General features: G+C 63.7%; 12 protein-coding genes. 8 read left to right on the top strand and 4 right to left on the bottom strand.

The genetic code is table 11. The features are described from left to right. Nucleotides 1–158: 158 nt before the first annotated feature. Nucleotides 159–632 (bottom strand): VOC family protein, encoded by a 474-nt coding sequence (locus NMG80_RS17360; RefSeq protein WP_077376998.1) that lies wholly within the window; start codon nucleotides 630–632, stop codon nucleotides 159–161. Between the two features lie 299 nt (nucleotides 633–931). Here NMG80_RS17360 and ilvD point away from each other — a divergent pair, with 299 nt between their 5' ends. From ilvD to NMG80_RS17340, 4 genes are all read left to right on the top strand, one after another. Then, a complete protein-coding gene (gene ilvD, locus NMG80_RS17355; RefSeq protein ID WP_254019203.1) occupies nucleotides 932–2,776 on the top strand; it encodes a dihydroxy-acid dehydratase in 1,845 nt (614 codons plus the stop codon). 28 nt (nucleotides 2,777–2,804) lie between these two features. Then, nucleotides 2,805–4,127: an amidohydrolase family protein gene (locus NMG80_RS17350; RefSeq protein ID WP_254019202.1), complete on the top strand. Its 1,323-nt coding sequence runs from the start codon at nucleotides 2,805–2,807 to the stop codon at nucleotides 4,125–4,127. A gap of 34 nt (nucleotides 4,128–4,161) precedes the next feature. Beyond that, on the top strand, nucleotides 4,162–4,365 hold the full coding sequence (locus NMG80_RS17345; protein ID WP_254019201.1) for a hypothetical protein: 204 nt from the start codon (nucleotides 4,162–4,164) through the stop codon (nucleotides 4,363–4,365). A gap of 189 nt (nucleotides 4,366–4,554) precedes the next feature. Beyond that, the gene (locus NMG80_RS17340; RefSeq protein ID WP_254019200.1) at nucleotides 4,555–5,475 is read left to right on the top strand and encodes a DMT family transporter; all 921 of its coding nucleotides are present in this window, start codon (nucleotides 4,555–4,557) and stop codon (nucleotides 5,473–5,475) included. Nucleotides 5,476–5,496: 21 nt separating this feature from the next. On the opposite strand, the gene NMG80_RS17335 is transcribed toward NMG80_RS17340, so the two are convergent. Beyond that, nucleotides 5,497–6,399: a phosphotransferase family protein gene (locus tag NMG80_RS17335; protein WP_254019199.1), complete on the bottom strand. Its 903-nt coding sequence runs from the start codon at nucleotides 6,397–6,399 to the stop codon at nucleotides 5,497–5,499. 160 nt (nucleotides 6,400–6,559) lie between these two features. Between NMG80_RS17335 and NMG80_RS17330 the strand changes: the two genes are divergently transcribed. Further along, entirely contained in the window at nucleotides 6,560–7,192 is a 633-nt protein-coding gene (locus NMG80_RS17330) for a class I SAM-dependent DNA methyltransferase (protein ID WP_254019198.1), read from the top strand. 61 nt (nucleotides 7,193–7,253) lie between these two features. Here the strand turns inward: NMG80_RS17330 and NMG80_RS17325 are convergent, their stop codons facing one another. Both NMG80_RS17325 and NMG80_RS17320 read right to left on the bottom strand, forming a co-directional pair. After that, on the bottom strand, nucleotides 7,254–9,707 hold the full coding sequence (locus NMG80_RS17325) for a GcvT family protein (RefSeq protein ID WP_254019197.1): 2,454 nt from the start codon (nucleotides 9,705–9,707) through the stop codon (nucleotides 7,254–7,256). After that, nucleotides 9,704–10,588, bottom strand: coding sequence for a phosphotransferase family protein (locus NMG80_RS17320; RefSeq protein ID WP_254019196.1), 885 nt, complete (start codon nucleotides 10,586–10,588; stop codon nucleotides 9,704–9,706). Before NMG80_RS17320 ends, NMG80_RS17325 begins: the two co-directional genes overlap by 4 nt. Nucleotides 10,589–11,015: 427 nt before the next feature. Here NMG80_RS17320 and NMG80_RS17315 point away from each other — a divergent pair, with 427 nt between their 5' ends. From NMG80_RS17315 to NMG80_RS17305, 3 genes are all read left to right on the top strand, one after another. Next, nucleotides 11,016–11,789 (top strand): DeoR/GlpR family DNA-binding transcription regulator, encoded by a 774-nt coding sequence (locus NMG80_RS17315; RefSeq protein WP_254019195.1) that lies wholly within the window; start codon nucleotides 11,016–11,018, stop codon nucleotides 11,787–11,789. Between the two features lie 77 nt (nucleotides 11,790–11,866). After that, the gene (locus tag NMG80_RS17310; protein ID WP_254019194.1) at nucleotides 11,867–12,793 is read left to right on the top strand and encodes a LysR family transcriptional regulator; all 927 of its coding nucleotides are present in this window, start codon (nucleotides 11,867–11,869) and stop codon (nucleotides 12,791–12,793) included. A 125-nt stretch (nucleotides 12,794–12,918) separates the two neighbouring features. Next, on the top strand, nucleotides 12,919–14,070 hold the full coding sequence (locus tag NMG80_RS17305) for an ABC transporter substrate-binding protein (RefSeq protein WP_254019193.1): 1,152 nt from the start codon (nucleotides 12,919–12,921) through the stop codon (nucleotides 14,068–14,070). Nucleotides 14,071–14,089 lie beyond the last annotated feature (19 nt).

Here is a 14,089-nt window from a genome sequence, read left to right as displayed (position 1 = left end):
CAAAGGCCTCCCTGTGGGAGAAGGTGTCGCCGAAGGCGACGGATGAGAGGTGTTCCAGGGAACGCCAACGTCTCACTCCGCTGGAACACCCCTCATCCGTCTCGGCGCTGCGCGCCGATCCACCTTCTCCCACAGGGGGAGAAGGAAGATCGCAGTTCTCACCCCCTGGCTGCCTCTTCGATCTTGGCGATATCGATCTTGGTCATCTGCATCATCGCCTGCATGACACGGCCGGCCTTTTCCGTGTCGGGGTCCTGCAGCAGCCTCGGCAATTGCTCCGGCACGACCTGCCAGGAGACGCCGAATTTGTCCTTCAGCCAGCTGCACTGGCTGGGCTCGCCACCGCCCTCGATGAGCCTGTCCCAGAAATAGTCGACCTCCTCCTGCGTCTTGCAGTCGATGGACAGCGAGACTGCCTCGGTGAACTTGAATTGCGGCCCGCCGTTGAGCGCCTGGAACTGAACGCCGTCGAGCTCGAAATAGGTCACCAGCACCTTGCCCTCATTATCGCCGCTACCCTTGGGCCAGCGCATCACGCTCAGCACCTTCGAGTTCTTGAAGATGGAGATGTAGTGGTTCATGGCCTCCTCGGCCTGGTCGTCGAACCACAGGCAGGGGGTGATCTTTTGCATTTTCTTGCTCCTCGGGCTGTTTTGGCTTTGTTTTTCACGCGTAGAACGGCCGCCTGGCGATTGATGCCCGGTCCCGCCGTTGCCCAAGGACGCTCGAGCAAAACACGATCCGACAGGACTTCCGACTCTTTTTTACCGCCTGGTGCGGCTGCCGGCTTCGGTTCGAGACCATCGCCGCTGGTTCCTCTATCTGGCGCATCGCAAAACCGTGGCCAGACCGGACCGCGGCGTATATAACGCCGCTCAATTCCGGTTTTCCGCGCCTGTCCGGGCGCGACGCAGACAGCAAGGGACAGCCTATGCCTGCCTATCGCTCCCGCACCACCACCCATGGCCGCAACATGGCCGGTGCCCGCGGCCTGTGGCGCGCCACCGGCATGAAGGATTCCGATTTCGGCAAGCCGATCATCGCTGTCGTCAATTCCTTCACCCAGTTCGTTCCGGGGCATGTTCACCTCAAGGATCTCGGCCAGCTGGTCGCCCGCGAGATCGAAAAGGCCGGCGGCGTCGCCAAGGAGTTCAACACCATCGCTGTCGACGACGGCATCGCCATGGGCCATGACGGCATGCTCTATTCGCTGCCGTCGCGCGAGTTGATCGCCGACTCGGTCGAGTACATGGTCAACGCCCACTGCGCCGACGCCATGGTCTGCATCTCGAATTGCGACAAGATCACGCCGGGCATGCTGATGGCGTCGCTGCGCCTCAACATCCCGACAGTCTTCGTCTCCGGCGGGCCGATGGAAGCCGGCAAGGTGGTGCTCGCCGGTAAGACGCAGGCGCTTGACCTGGTCGACGCGATGGTCGCTGCCGCCGACGACAAGATCTCCGACGAGGACGTCAAGACCATCGAGCGCTCGGCCTGCCCGACCTGCGGCTCCTGCTCTGGCATGTTCACCGCCAACTCGATGAATTGCCTGACCGAGGCACTTGGCCTATCGCTGCCCGGCAACGGTTCGACGCTGGCGACGCACGCCGACCGCAGGCGGCTGTTCGTCGAGGCCGGCCACCTGATCGTCGATCTCGCCCAGCGCTACTACGAGCAGGACGACGACACCGCGCTGCCGCGCAGCATCGCCTCGAAGGGCGCCTTCGAGAACGCCATGACGCTCGACATCGCCATGGGCGGCTCGACCAACACTGTGCTGCACATCCTGGCTGCCGCGCATGAGGGCGAGATCGACTTCACCATGGAGGACATCGACCGGCTGTCGCGGCGGGTTCCGGTGCTGTGCAAGGTTGCGCCGGCCAAGGCCGACGTCCACATGGAGGACGTCCACCGCGCCGGCGGCATCATGGCGATCCTTGGTCAGCTCGATAACGCCGGACTGATCAACCGCGACCTGCCGACGGTGCACACCGCAACTCTCGGCGAGGCGCTCGACCATTGGGATATCTCGCGCACGTCAAGCCAGAATGTCCGCGACTTCTTTCTGGCGGCCCCGGGCGGCGTGCCGACGCAGGTTGCCTTCAGCCAGGATCGCCGCTGGGACGAGCTCGATCTCGACCGGGAGAAGGGTGTCATCCGCTCGGCCCAATATCCTTTCTCCAAGGATGGTGGCCTTGCCGTGCTGAAAGGCAACCTGGCGCTCGACGGCTGCATCGTGAAGACCGCGGGCGTCGATGAATCGATCCTGAAATTCACCGGCCCGGCCAGGGTGTTCGAAAGCCAGGACGCCTGCGTCAAGGCGATCCTGTCCAACGAGATCAAGGCTGGCGATGTCGTGGTCATCCGCTACGAAGGGCCGCGCGGCGGCCCCGGCATGCAGGAAATGCTCTACCCGACCAGCTATTTGAAGTCGAAGGGCCTCGGCAAGGCCTGTGCGCTGGTCACCGACGGCCGCTTCTCCGGCGGCACCTCCGGCCTGTCGATCGGCCATGCCTCTCCCGAGGCGGCGGAAGGCGGGCTGATCGGGCTGGTGCATGAGGGCGACACGATCGAGATCGATATCCCGAACCGCACCATCCGGCTTGCTGTCGACGATGCCAAACTGGCCGCCCGCCGCGCCGCGATGGAGGCCAAGGGAGCCGCCGCCTGGAAGCCGGAGGAAAAGCGCAAGCGCAAGGTGACGATGGCCTTGCGCGCCTACGCCTCGATGGCGACCAGTGCTGCCAAGGGTGCGGTAAGGCATGTGCCGGAATAGGTCTGCTTCTTCAAAGGGATGACAGTAGATGACTTTCGACCTTATCGTCCGCGGCGGCACGCTGCCCGACGGCAGGATCGCCGATATCGGCATCATCGGCGAGACGATCGCGGCCATCGAGCCGGAGCTGAACGTAACCGCGGGTACGGCGATCGACGCCCATGGCAATCTGATCTCGCCGCCCTTCGTCGATCCGCATTTTCACATGGACGCCACGCTCTCCTTGGGCATCCCGCGCATCAACGCGTCGGGCACGCTGCTCGAAGGCATCTCGCTGTGGGGCGAGCTGAAGCCGCTGTTGACGCACGAAGCGGTGCGCGACCGCGCGCTCGCCTATTGCGACTGGGCAGTGTCGATGGGCCTGCTCGCCATCCGCAGCCATGTCGATGTTTGCGATACCAGGCTGCTGGCGGTCGAAGCCCTGCTCGATGTGAAGAAGGCGGTTGCGCCTTATATCGACCTGCAACTGGTCGCCTTCCCGCAGGATGGGTTTTATCGCTCGCCGACGGCGCGCGATAACACCATCCGCGCGCTCGACATGGGTGTCGACATCGTCGGCGGTATTCCGCATTTCGAGCGCACCATGGCCGACGGCACACGCTCGGTAACGGAACTGTGCGAAATCGCCGCAGAACGCGGGCTCATGGTCGACCTGCATTGCGACGAGACCGATGATCCGCTGTCGCGCCATATCGAGCAACTGGCCTATGAGACGCAACGCCTCGGCATGCAGGGCAGGGTCGCCGGCTCGCATCTCACTTCGATGCACTCGATGGACAATTACTATGTCTCGAAGCTGTTGCCGCTGATATCAGAGGCAGGCGTCTCGGCGATCCCCAATCCGCTGATCAACATCATGCTGCAGGGCCGCCACGACACATTCCCCAAACGCCGCGGCCTGACGCGGGTCAAGGAAATGCTTGCCCACGGCATCCGCGTCGGCTGGGGCCAGGATTGCGTGCTCGACCCCTGGTATTCGCTGGGCACCGCCGACATGCTCGACGTCGCCTTCATGGGCCTTCACGTCGCCCAGATGTCGAGCCCGGCCGACATGGCGCGCTGCTTCGACATGGTCACTAACGTCAACGCCGCCATCATGGGCCTCGACCATCTCGGCCTGGCGGTCGGCAAACGCGCCAGTCTCGTCGTCCTCGATGCCGGCGACCCGGTCGAGGCCTTGCGCCTGCGCCCCGAACGCCTCTGCGTCATCGCCAGGGGCAAGGTGGTGGCCGAGCGGTCCAGGCAGGAAACACGGCTCTCGATCGCCGGACGACCGGCAACAGTGAACCGCAGGCATCGCCCGTCTCAAAACCCGATCGGCCCGATTGATAGGTCCCGACACCAAGTCTAAAATCAACCTCCAGCTTTATGTCGAGGAGGACACCATGTGGCACAAGACGGCGATGGTGATCGCGTTGGCGGCGAGTTGTGCAGGCTGCATGACGGCCGAAGACCGTCGTGCCGCGGACGAGGCGAAATGCCGTTCCTACGGCTTCGTCAGGAAGAATGATGCCTTCGCCGAATGTCTGCAGCGCATCGATCTGGCGCGCCGCGCCGAGCTCAGAAGTGCGTCGGTCTTCGATCCCTAGGATCGGCCGGTGATCTATCGTCCGATCATCATTCGGGCGCGGCCAAAGTAGGCGTTCAAGCGGCTATCTAGGCCCAGCCGATTTCCGGCTCTGGTCTGGCCGGCTTCCCGAATTCCACTCGTCAAAGCGGCTGCTTGCGTCTACGAACGCTGCTCACCGGGCTTTCATGCGGGAGGAAGCGACATCGGCATGGCACAGCCAACAGCCCAGAATTTGACGATCAGGAACGTGCTTTTGGCTGGCATTCTGCTGATGCTGGCCGGCGATTTCCTGTTTGCGTTGAACGATGCGATGGGCAAATGGCTGGTCGCCAGCTTTTCCGTCGGCCAGGTCGTGCTGATCCGTTCCATCGGCGCCTTTTTCGTGCTCGGTCCGATGATCGCGCGTCAAGGTACGGCCAAGTTGTTCCGCATGGAGCGCCTGGAACTGCAGGTCTTGCGCGTCGTCATGACGACGCTCGACACGGCGCTGTTTTACGCCGCCGTCGTCTATCTGCCGCTCGCCGACGTCATGAGCTTCTACATGGCGGGGCCGATCTACGTGGCGGCGCTGTCCCATTTGTTGCTTGGTGAAAAGGTCGGCTGGCGCCGCTGGATGGCGATCCTGGTCGGCTTCTGCGGCGTGCTGATCATGCTCGAACCGTCCTCGGCCGCGTTTTCGCTGTCGTCGACCTTCGCGCTGGCCGGAAGCATTTCATTCGCCTTCGCCATCATCCTCAACCGGCGGTTGCGCGGCACCAGCGACACCTCGCTCGTTACCTGGCAAACCATCGGCACGCTGCTGGTCGGCGGGTTTCTCACCATCGGCAACTGGCAGACGCCGTCCTCGCTGGATTTCGGCGCGATGCTGCTTCTTGGCATCGTCTCCTGCGGCGCGCATCTGATGATCACCAGGGCGCTGAAGCTGGCGCCGGCGTCGACGCTGGCGCCCTTGCATTACAGCCTGTTGCTGTGGGCCGTCATCTTCGGGCTGGCCTTCTTCGGCGACATGCCCGGCCCGCGCATCCTGATCGGCTCGGGCATCATCGTGCTGGCCGGCCTGTTCATCTTCCATCGCCAGAAGGTGGTCGACACCGTGCCGCCCGAAAACGTGCCGAAAGGCGTCAACTAGAATCCAGATTTTCTCTGGTCCTTAGCCTGCGCGCACTGCCGCCAGATGCCTTAAGAAGTCGGCCGTCCCCATCAGCGCTCTGCAGCGTGAAAAACGGCCGTCGGCATAGGCGCGGAAATCGTCGGCCGGATTGCTGTTGGCGAGCTGGATCAGCCCCCACAGCGTCCACAACAGGTCGCACATCGCCTTGTAGATGATGACGCGGCCGCGCTCTGCCGGCGTCGGCTCGCCACCGAAATAGGCCTGCATCATCTCTTCCTCCTGCGCCGTATCAAACTGGCCTTCGACGCTGAGGTCGCCGAGATCCCAGAGCGGATCGTTCATGCCGGAATATTCCCAGTCGACGATCCACATCCTGTCGCCCGTATCGAGGAAGTTTTCGCACAGCGGATCGCAGTGGCAGGCGACGAGAGGCAGGGGATGCGCGGCAAGCGCCGAGCGCACGGTTTCCGCCTCGCGTACCACATCGTGGTAGCCGGCAGGCAGGGCAACGTCCTTGGTCGACAGCACCTTCAGATAGTCGTCGATCATCGCAAAAAGCTCGAAGCGGAAGGGAAACACCGCGCCGGATGCATGCAATCTGCGGAAGGCTTTGCCGGCACGCGCCGGACTGCCCGGCCGGGTTTTGAACTTTTCCGGCGACATCGTGTCGGCGCCGACGACGAAGCGCGTCACCATCACGCCTGTCTCGCCGTCGACATGCAGCAGCTCGGGGCTGACGCCGGCCTTGGCGGCTTCCTTTGCCGCCACCGCCTCGTGGGCGCGGTTGATATATTCCTCCGTGCCCTTGCCGGGAATGCGCAGGCAGACATCTCCAGCCCTGAAGACGAGGTTGGTGAGGCCGCCGAGCCGCTCAAGCGGTCCTTCGTAGCCGGCCAGCGCCGGAATGGCTGCAAGCGCCGCGCGTGCTTCCTCGTCCACCATCGCATCTGCCCTTTTTTCGCGCCTTATTTGTGGTGACGACGGTTCCACAAATTTCGCCGTTTGGCTATCATTGCCGGCATGCGATTCACTTCAGCGCCGTGCGATCCTGCAGGAGGCGCTAAGGACGCTGCGGCGCTTTGATATTGCGGACAGGACTGCGATGGCGGACAGGAAAAACGAGGGTGCGCTCGCCGCAGCCTATGCAGCAAAGCGGCCTGAAGAAGTGGCGGCGCTCTACGACCGCTGGTCGGACACCTACGACGCCGACATGTCGGCGGTCGGTTATCGCCATCCGACCATCTGCCTTGCCCTGCTAGCCCGCCACCTGCCGCGCGGCGCGGCGCCGCTCCTCGATGCCGGTGCCGGCACCGGGCTCATCGGCGAGTGGCTGAAGATCGCCGGCTATCCGCAGGTCGAGGCGCTCGACATTTCCGAAGGCATGCTGGCCCAGGCAGCGCGCAAGGGCGTCTATTCGGCGCTTCACTGCCTGGCGCTCGGCGGACCGCTGCCCTTCGCGGATGACGCCTATGCCGGCATCATATCGGCCGGCGTCTTCACCTCGGGCCATGTCGGCGCTGAGGGACTGGACGAACTGATCCGCATCTGCCGGCCGGGCGGGATAATCGTGCTGACGGTCAAGAACACGCTGTGGGACGCCGGCTTTTCCGCACGGATCGCCGACCTCGAGGCGAAGGGCGTCGTCACGCGCGCCGAGGAGACATCGCCCTATGTCTCCATGCCGGGCGAGGCCGACACCGTGCCGAGCCGGGGGGTGGTTCTGCGCGTGAATTGATCCAGGGTGACCGCTTTAGATTTGTTGATGTCTGCGCCGCCCCTGACGCGATTGCCCTGCTCTACGCCTTCACCTTTGCGCCGGCCGGGTCGTAAAGCGGCTCGAGATGGATTTTTGCCGGCGTCCGCTCCATCGCCACCACCAACTCGTAGTCGCCGCAGGTGAGGAAATCGTCGCTGACGCCGTCGGCGTTGCGCACATAGCCGTAGCCGATGTTCTTGCCGACCGTGTAGCCATAGCCGCCGCTGGTCAGGTAGCCAACCGGCTCGCTGTTGCGCAGGATCGTTTCGCGCCCGAGCAGCACGATCTCGCAATCATCGACGGTGAAGCCGGCAAAGCGTTTTTTCAGCGCCGCGCCGCTGATCTCTTCCAGCGCCCGCCGCCCGAGAAAATCGGTATTCTTGCGAAGCTTCACCGCCCAGCCGAGGCCGGCCTCCTGCGGCGTGTCGTTGGGCGTGATGTCGGAGCCCCAGGCGCGGTAGCCTTTTTCCAGCCGCAGCGATTCCAGCGCCCGGTAGCCGACCGGGCGGATGTTGTATTTCTCGCCCGCGGTCATCAGCGCGTCGAAGATTTCGCCCGTCGCCGCGATCGGCACATGCAGCTCCCAGCCGAGCTCGCCGACATAGGTGACGCGCAGCGCCCGAACTGTGTGGCCGGCGATGGAGATTTCCCGCACGTGTCCGAACGGGAAAGCGGTGTTCGACACGTCCGCATCGGTCACCGCGGCCAGCACGTCGCGGGCGCGCGGACCCATCAGCGACAGCGTGCCGAAATCCTCGGTGACGTCGGTGAGCGTCACGTCGAGCTCCTTGCCGACATGATCGCCGATCCACGAAAAGTCATGCGTCCGAAAGCCGGTGCCGGTGACGACGTAGAATAGTTCCTCGCCGAGCCGTGCCACGGTCAGGTCGGCCTCGATGCCGCCGCGCGTGTTGAGAAGCTGGGTGTAGGTCAGCCGGCCGACCGGTTTGGCGATGTCGTTGGCGCAGATCCAGTCGAGCGCCTTCAGCGCATCCGCACCGGTCATTTCGTATTTGGCGAAAGACGACTGGTCGAAGATGCCGACGTGTTCGCGCACGTGCCGGTGCTCGTCGCCGACCGGCGCGAACCAGTTCTGCCGGCCCATCGAATAGATGTCCTTCGGCTCGACGCCTTCGGGCGCAAACCAGTTCGGCCGCTCCCAACCGAGTTTGGAGCCGAACACGGCGTGGTGCTTTTGCAGCCGTTCATAGAGCGGCGACACGATCCGTGGCCGACCCGTGACATACTCCTCATGCGGGAAGCCGATCGTGTAGTGCTTGCCATAGGCTTCCAGCGTGCGGTCGCGGACCCATTGCCGGTCGCGGTGCAGGTGGGAAAAGCGCCTGATATCGACCACCCACAGGTCGAGTGGCGCCTCGCCGTCGACCACCCACTGCGCCAGCACCCAGCCGGCGCCGCCGCCTGCCGCGATGCCGAAGGCGTTGAAGCCGGCGCCGACGAACATGTTGGCGCATTCGGGCGCCACGCCGAGAATGAAATTGCCGTCCGGCGTAAAACTCTCCGGCCCGTTGATCATCTGCTTGACGCCGACGGTTTCGAGCGCCGGAACCCGCGTGATCGCCTGGTTCATATGCTGCTCGAAATGATCGTAATCGTCATCGAACAGCCGAAACTGCCAGTCGTCAGGGACATCGCCGCCGGGAAGATCGGTCGTCCAGGCTTGTGGGTTCGGCTCATAGCCGCCCATCACCAGCCCGCCGACCTCCTCCTTGAAATAGATGCGGCGGTCGGGGTCGCGGATCGTCGGCCCATCGTTCCCCAACCCGTCTATTCTTTCGGTGATAATGTACTGGTGCTTCACCGGTTGCAGCGGCACGTTGATGCCGGCAAGGGCGCCGACCTGCCGCGCCCATTGCCCGGCACAGTTCACCACCTTGTCGCAGGCGATATCGCCCCTGTTGGTCTTCACCACTGTGATGCGGCCATCCTTCATGTCGAAGCCGGTGACGCGGACATCCTCGAACAGTCTGGCGCCATGCATGCGCGCGCCTTTGGCCAGCGACTGCGTGATGTCGGAAGGGCTTGCCTGGCCGTCGGTCGGCAGCCAGCTGGCGCCGACGAGATCGCCGGTTGCCAGCAGCGGCCACATTGCCTCGACCTCGGCCGGTGACAGCAACTGCATATCCATGCCGAAGCTTTTCGCCGTCGTCGCCAGCCTCTTATACTCGATCCAGCGGTCGGCATTGGTGGCGAGCCGCAGGCACCCGGTCATCTTCCAGCCGGTGGCGAGCCCGGTTTCGGCTTCCAGCCCCCTGTAGAGATCGACCGAATATTTGAGCACGCGGGTGATCGAGGCCGAAGTCCGCAACTGACCGACCAGCCCCGCCGCATGCCATGTCGAGCCCGAAGTCAGTTTGCCCTGTTCCAGGAGCACGACATCGGCCTTGTGGTCCCGCGCCAGATGATAAGCCGTCGAACAGCCGATTATGCCGCCGCCGATGACGACGATCTCGGCGTGGGCGGGCAATGTCATGATTTCTGTCCGTATTTTGTTCTGTAGTTTTCCAGCGCGGCATCGAGCCGCGTCAGGTTTTCGCAGGTATAGGCGACGTAGTCGATGCCGGGCGCGTTGAGGTAAAGTTCGGAAACCATGCTCCACATCGCCTCGCGCAGCAGCGATGCGCATTGCATGGCCGCATGCGAGCGGCGGATCGCCTCGTCCGGCTCCTTCATGAAATAGGCGGTCAGGAAGGCGAAGGACTCCTCGTCGTTCATGCTGGCGTTCGAGGCGACGCCGGCGAGGTCGAACATCGCCGTGTTGAAGCCGGCATATTCGAAATCGATCAGCCACAGCCTGTTGCCGTCATCCAGAATGTTAGCCGGCAGAAGGTCATTGTGACCGAAGACGATTGGCAGCAATTTCTGCGCCCGTTCGAGCTCGTCCGCAAGCGTCAGCAGCCGCGGCAACTCGCTTCGCATGCGGCTGTCGGCTTCCTCCAGCGTGCGCGCATAGTCGCGGATGACGTGAAATACCCAGAACATGAAGCCGGCGCCGGTGACATGATTGGGCATCTCGCGATGGAAGCCGCGCATCAGGGCGGCGACGCGGTCGATATTGCCGCGGACGTCTTCGGCGACATAGGTCTTGGCGCCGAGAAATTCCGTTACCAGGATGCCGGGCTCGGAATAGTGGACCGCCGGCGCGAAGCCGGCGGCATGCGCCGCGCGCGCGGTCATCACCTCGCGCTCGCGAAAGACGTGGTGGAACGGAAAGTCCTGGCCAAAGCGCACGACATGCCGCCCGGCGGCGTCCTTGACCAGATAGTTGGCGTTGCTCAGGCCGCCCGGCAGCGGCGCGATCTCGATGCTGCCGGTCCAGCAGGGCAGGGCGCGGATGCGGTCCTCGGCGGTCACAGGTTCATCCCTCGTTGCGCGGGGGGTCAAGGCGTCGCGTGCGACGCAAAGATGGCGGCCGGCAGGAGGGAGCAATGCGAAATTCTCGTCGGTGCGGGATCCCGGGATCGGTATCCCGCACCGCACCGACGAGCCCCTGTGCCGGGTTCCTTGACTCCGGCATCCGCCCCCGCGGATTCAAGAAAGTCCTTTTCCCTTACGTCAGACGATTTCCCGGACGTTCGGGCAGGCGAATTTCGGTGCGGCTCTGCCATCGTTCTCCCGTGGCAGTTCCGAAGCCTGTCACAAGCCAGTGTCACGCCATGTGATCTGGCTTGTCAACGGAAACTTGTGGCTTTTTGCCCGAAATCACAGGGAATTCTTGTAGACTGTGGCCAATTTGCCTTAGAAGCGGTCAGTAGCGCAACAAACCGATTGGGTGAGATCGATGCACTCGAAGCGGCATGGCGAAATCCTGCGTCTCCTCCATGAGGAAGGCACCGTCACCATCGCCAGCCTGGCCGACCGGCTGGGCGTCTCGCTGGAGACCGTGCGCCGCGACGTCAAGCCGCTGACCAGTGACGGTTCGATCCTGAAGATGCATGGCGCCGTCGGCCTGCCGTCGATGGCCGGCGAGGCGCCGTTCGAGCGGCGCATGCGCGAGAATGCCGATGCCAAGCGTGCCATCGCCCGCATGGTTGCCGCCACCATCCGCGACGGCGAAGCGATCATGCTCGACACCGGCACCACCACCTCTTTCCTGGCCCGCGAACTGCTCGGCCACCGGCGGTTGACGGTGGTCACCAACTCCTCGGACATCGCCCGCACGCTGGCCACCGTCAACGGCAACAAGGTCTATATGGCCGGCGGCGAACTGCGCAGCGATTCGGGCGCCGCCTTCGGCGTCTCGGCCATCGAATTCGTCAGCCGCTTTTCCGTCAGCCACGCTGTGATCTCCACCGGCGCGGTCGATGCCGTCACCGGCGTGATGGACTATGATCTGGAAGAGGCGGAATTCGCCCGCATGGTGCTGTCGCGCGGCCAGCGCTCGCTCGTCATCACCGACCACACCAAGTTCGGTCGCCAGGGCCTGGTCCAGGTCTGCGGCCTCGACGGGTTTTCCGAACTCGTCACCGATCGGCCGCCGCCGCGTGCCATCGCCGCAGCCCTTGGGCAAGCGGGCGCACGGCTCAGCATTGCCGGCAGCGAAAGCGGGGCCTGACCTGGCCAGAGCAGTAAAGCGGTGAGCCTGAGTTCGGGTGGCTTTTCTTCCTTGCCGTCCCGGTGTTTAGTCCGGCGATGGCCTTCACCATTCGCCAATTGCAATTCTTCATCGCCGTTGCCGAGCAAGGCACGGTGTCCGGCGCCGCCCAAAACCTGTCCATCTCGCAATCGTCGGTCACCCAGGCGATCAAGGAACTCGAAGGCGATCTCGGCGTCGAACTGTTCGAGCGCCATCCGCGCGGCCTCAACATCACCCACAAGGGCCACCAGTTCCTGCGCCACGCGACAAAGATCCTTGCCGACGTTTCCGATGCGCGCCGCGCCTTCGCCGGCGAGCAAACGGCGGCTGGCGGCCGGCTGCAGCTTGGCGTCACCTCGCTGGTCGCCGGCTATGTGCTGTCCGACCTTCTCGCCCGCTATCGCCGCGCCTATCCGGGTGTCGAGATCTCGGCCATCGAGGACAATGGCGACTACCTCGAACATCTGCTGATCGGCGGCAAGCTCGACATCGCCGTCATGGTCACCTCGAACCTGCGCGACCGCACCGCCCTGCAATCGGAAATTCTCGAAGTCTCGGCCTACCGGCTATGGCTGCCGCTTGGCCATCCGCTGTCCGGCGCCGACATCATCGGCATTGGCGATATAGCGTCGGAGCCGCTGATCATGCTGACCGTCGACGAGATCGAAGAGAATACCGGAAAACTGCTGGCGGCGATCGCCGCCAAGCCGCATGTCGCCTTCCGCACCCGCTCGGTCGAAGCGGTGCGCAGCCTCGTCGCTACGGGCGCCGGCGTGGCGCTGCTGCCCGACCTCGTCTACCGGCCATGGTCGCTGGAAGGCGACCGCATCGAATCGCGCGATATTTCGGGCTCGTTGCCGGTTGTCCAGGTCGGCACCGTCTGGCGGCGCGGCTCCGGCCTGCCGCAGGCGGCGCGCGATTTCATCGGGCTTGCCCAGTCGCAGCGCATGGTTCGTCAGCGGCAGGACAAGAACGGCCGCTGATCTATCGGAAAAACCGATATCGCCTTTCTGACAAATGAATTTGCGAAACCGGAAATTTCACAGCACCCTGACAATCAGGGACCAAGCCGCCGCGACAGTGCGGCCCCTCAAATGGGAGATCGACGATGAATTCATTCCTGAAGTCATGCACTGCATTGACGGTCGCGCTGGCCTTCTCCGGCCAGGCGATCGCCCAGGTCACGGAACCCGGCAACGGCGAGGGCCAGGTCAACATTGTCGCCTGGCCCGGCTACATCGAACGCGGCGAAACCGACAAGAACTATGATTGGGTCACGTCTTTCGAGAAGAACACAGGCTGCAAGGTCAATATCAAGACCGCCAACACCTCCGACGAGATGGTCGCGCTGATGAATGAGGGCGGCTTCGACCTCGTTACCGCCTCGGGCGACGCTTCGCTGCGCCTCGTTGCCGGCAAGCGGGTCCAGCCGATCAACACCGATCTGATCCCGAGCTGGAACACGGTCGACGACCGGCTCAAGGATGCGCCATGGTTCACGGTCGGCGGCGTCCACTACGGCGCTCCCTACCAGTGGGGACCGAATGTGCTGATGTACAACACCGAGGTGTTCAAGGAAGCGCCGAAGAGCTGGAACGTCGTCTTCGAGGAGATGACCTTGCCTGACGGCAAGTCGAACAAGGGCCGCGTCCAGGCCTATGACGGGCCGATCCACATCGCCGATGCCGCCAACTATCTGATGTTTCACAAGCCGGAGCTCGGCATCAAGGACCCCTACGAGCTGACCGAGGATCAGTACAAGGCCGCCCTCGATCTGCTGCGCGTCCAGCGCACGCTGGTCGGCCGCTACTGGCATGACGCCGCCATCCAGGTCGACGATTTCCAGAACGAAGGCGTCGTTGCCTCCGGTTCATGGCCCTATCAGGTCAACACGCTGATTGCAGCCAAGAAGCCGGTCGCTTCGACCATCCCCCAGGAAGGCGTCACCGGCTGGGCCGACACGACCATGCTGGCAGCCGACGCAGCCCACCCGAACTGCGCCTATATGTGGATGGAGCACTCGCTGTCGCCAAAAGTGCAGGGCGATGTCTCCGCCTGGTTCGGTTCGTTGCCGGTGGTGCCGGCTGCCTGCAAGGGCAACGAACTGCTCGGCGACGAAGGCTGCAAGACCAACGGCTACGACAATTTCGAAAAGATCAAGTTCTGGAAGACGCCGGTGTCGAAATGCGCCACCCAGGACCAGTGCGTGCCTTACTATCGCTGGGTGTCGGACTATATCGGCGTCATCGGCGGACGGTGAACTCCCTTACCCTCCCCCT

The sequence above is a fragment of the Mesorhizobium escarrei genome (genome assembly GCF_935825525.1).
GTDB classification, from domain to species: domain Bacteria; phylum Pseudomonadota; class Alphaproteobacteria; order Rhizobiales; family Rhizobiaceae; genus Mesorhizobium; species Mesorhizobium escarrei.
The sequence above is the reverse complement of the archived record's forward strand: the minus strand, read 5'-3'. Positions and strand labels throughout refer to the sequence as shown.

Bases quoted from the DNA above. Each gene is read 5' to 3' on its own strand.
- NMG80_RS17325 (WP_254019197.1), bottom strand. From the start codon at position 9,707: ATGACATTGCCCGCCCACGCCGAGATCGTCGTCATCGGCGGCGGCATA.
- NMG80_RS17315 (WP_254019195.1), top strand. From the start codon at position 11,016: ATGCACTCGAAGCGGCATGGCGAAATCCTGCGTCTCCTCCATGAGGAA.
- NMG80_RS17330 (WP_254019198.1), top strand. From the start codon at position 6,560: ATGGCGGACAGGAAAAACGAGGGTGCGCTCGCCGCAGCCTATGCAGCA.
- NMG80_RS17345 (WP_254019201.1), top strand. From the start codon at position 4,162: ATGTGGCACAAGACGGCGATGGTGATCGCGTTGGCGGCGAGTTGTGCA.
- NMG80_RS17310 (WP_254019194.1), top strand. From the start codon at position 11,867: ATGGCCTTCACCATTCGCCAATTGCAATTCTTCATCGCCGTTGCCGAG.
- NMG80_RS17350 (WP_254019202.1), top strand. From the start codon at position 2,805: ATGACTTTCGACCTTATCGTCCGCGGCGGCACGCTGCCCGACGGCAGG.
- NMG80_RS17305 (WP_254019193.1), top strand. From the start codon at position 12,919: ATGAATTCATTCCTGAAGTCATGCACTGCATTGACGGTCGCGCTGGCC.
- NMG80_RS17360 (WP_077376998.1), bottom strand. From the start codon at position 632: ATGCAAAAGATCACCCCCTGCCTGTGGTTCGACGACCAGGCCGAGGAG.
- ilvD (WP_254019203.1), top strand. From the start codon at position 932: ATGCCTGCCTATCGCTCCCGCACCACCACCCATGGCCGCAACATGGCC.
- NMG80_RS17335 (WP_254019199.1), bottom strand. From the start codon at position 6,399: ATGGTGGACGAGGAAGCACGCGCGGCGCTTGCAGCCATTCCGGCGCTG.
- NMG80_RS17340 (WP_254019200.1), top strand. From the start codon at position 4,555: ATGGCACAGCCAACAGCCCAGAATTTGACGATCAGGAACGTGCTTTTG.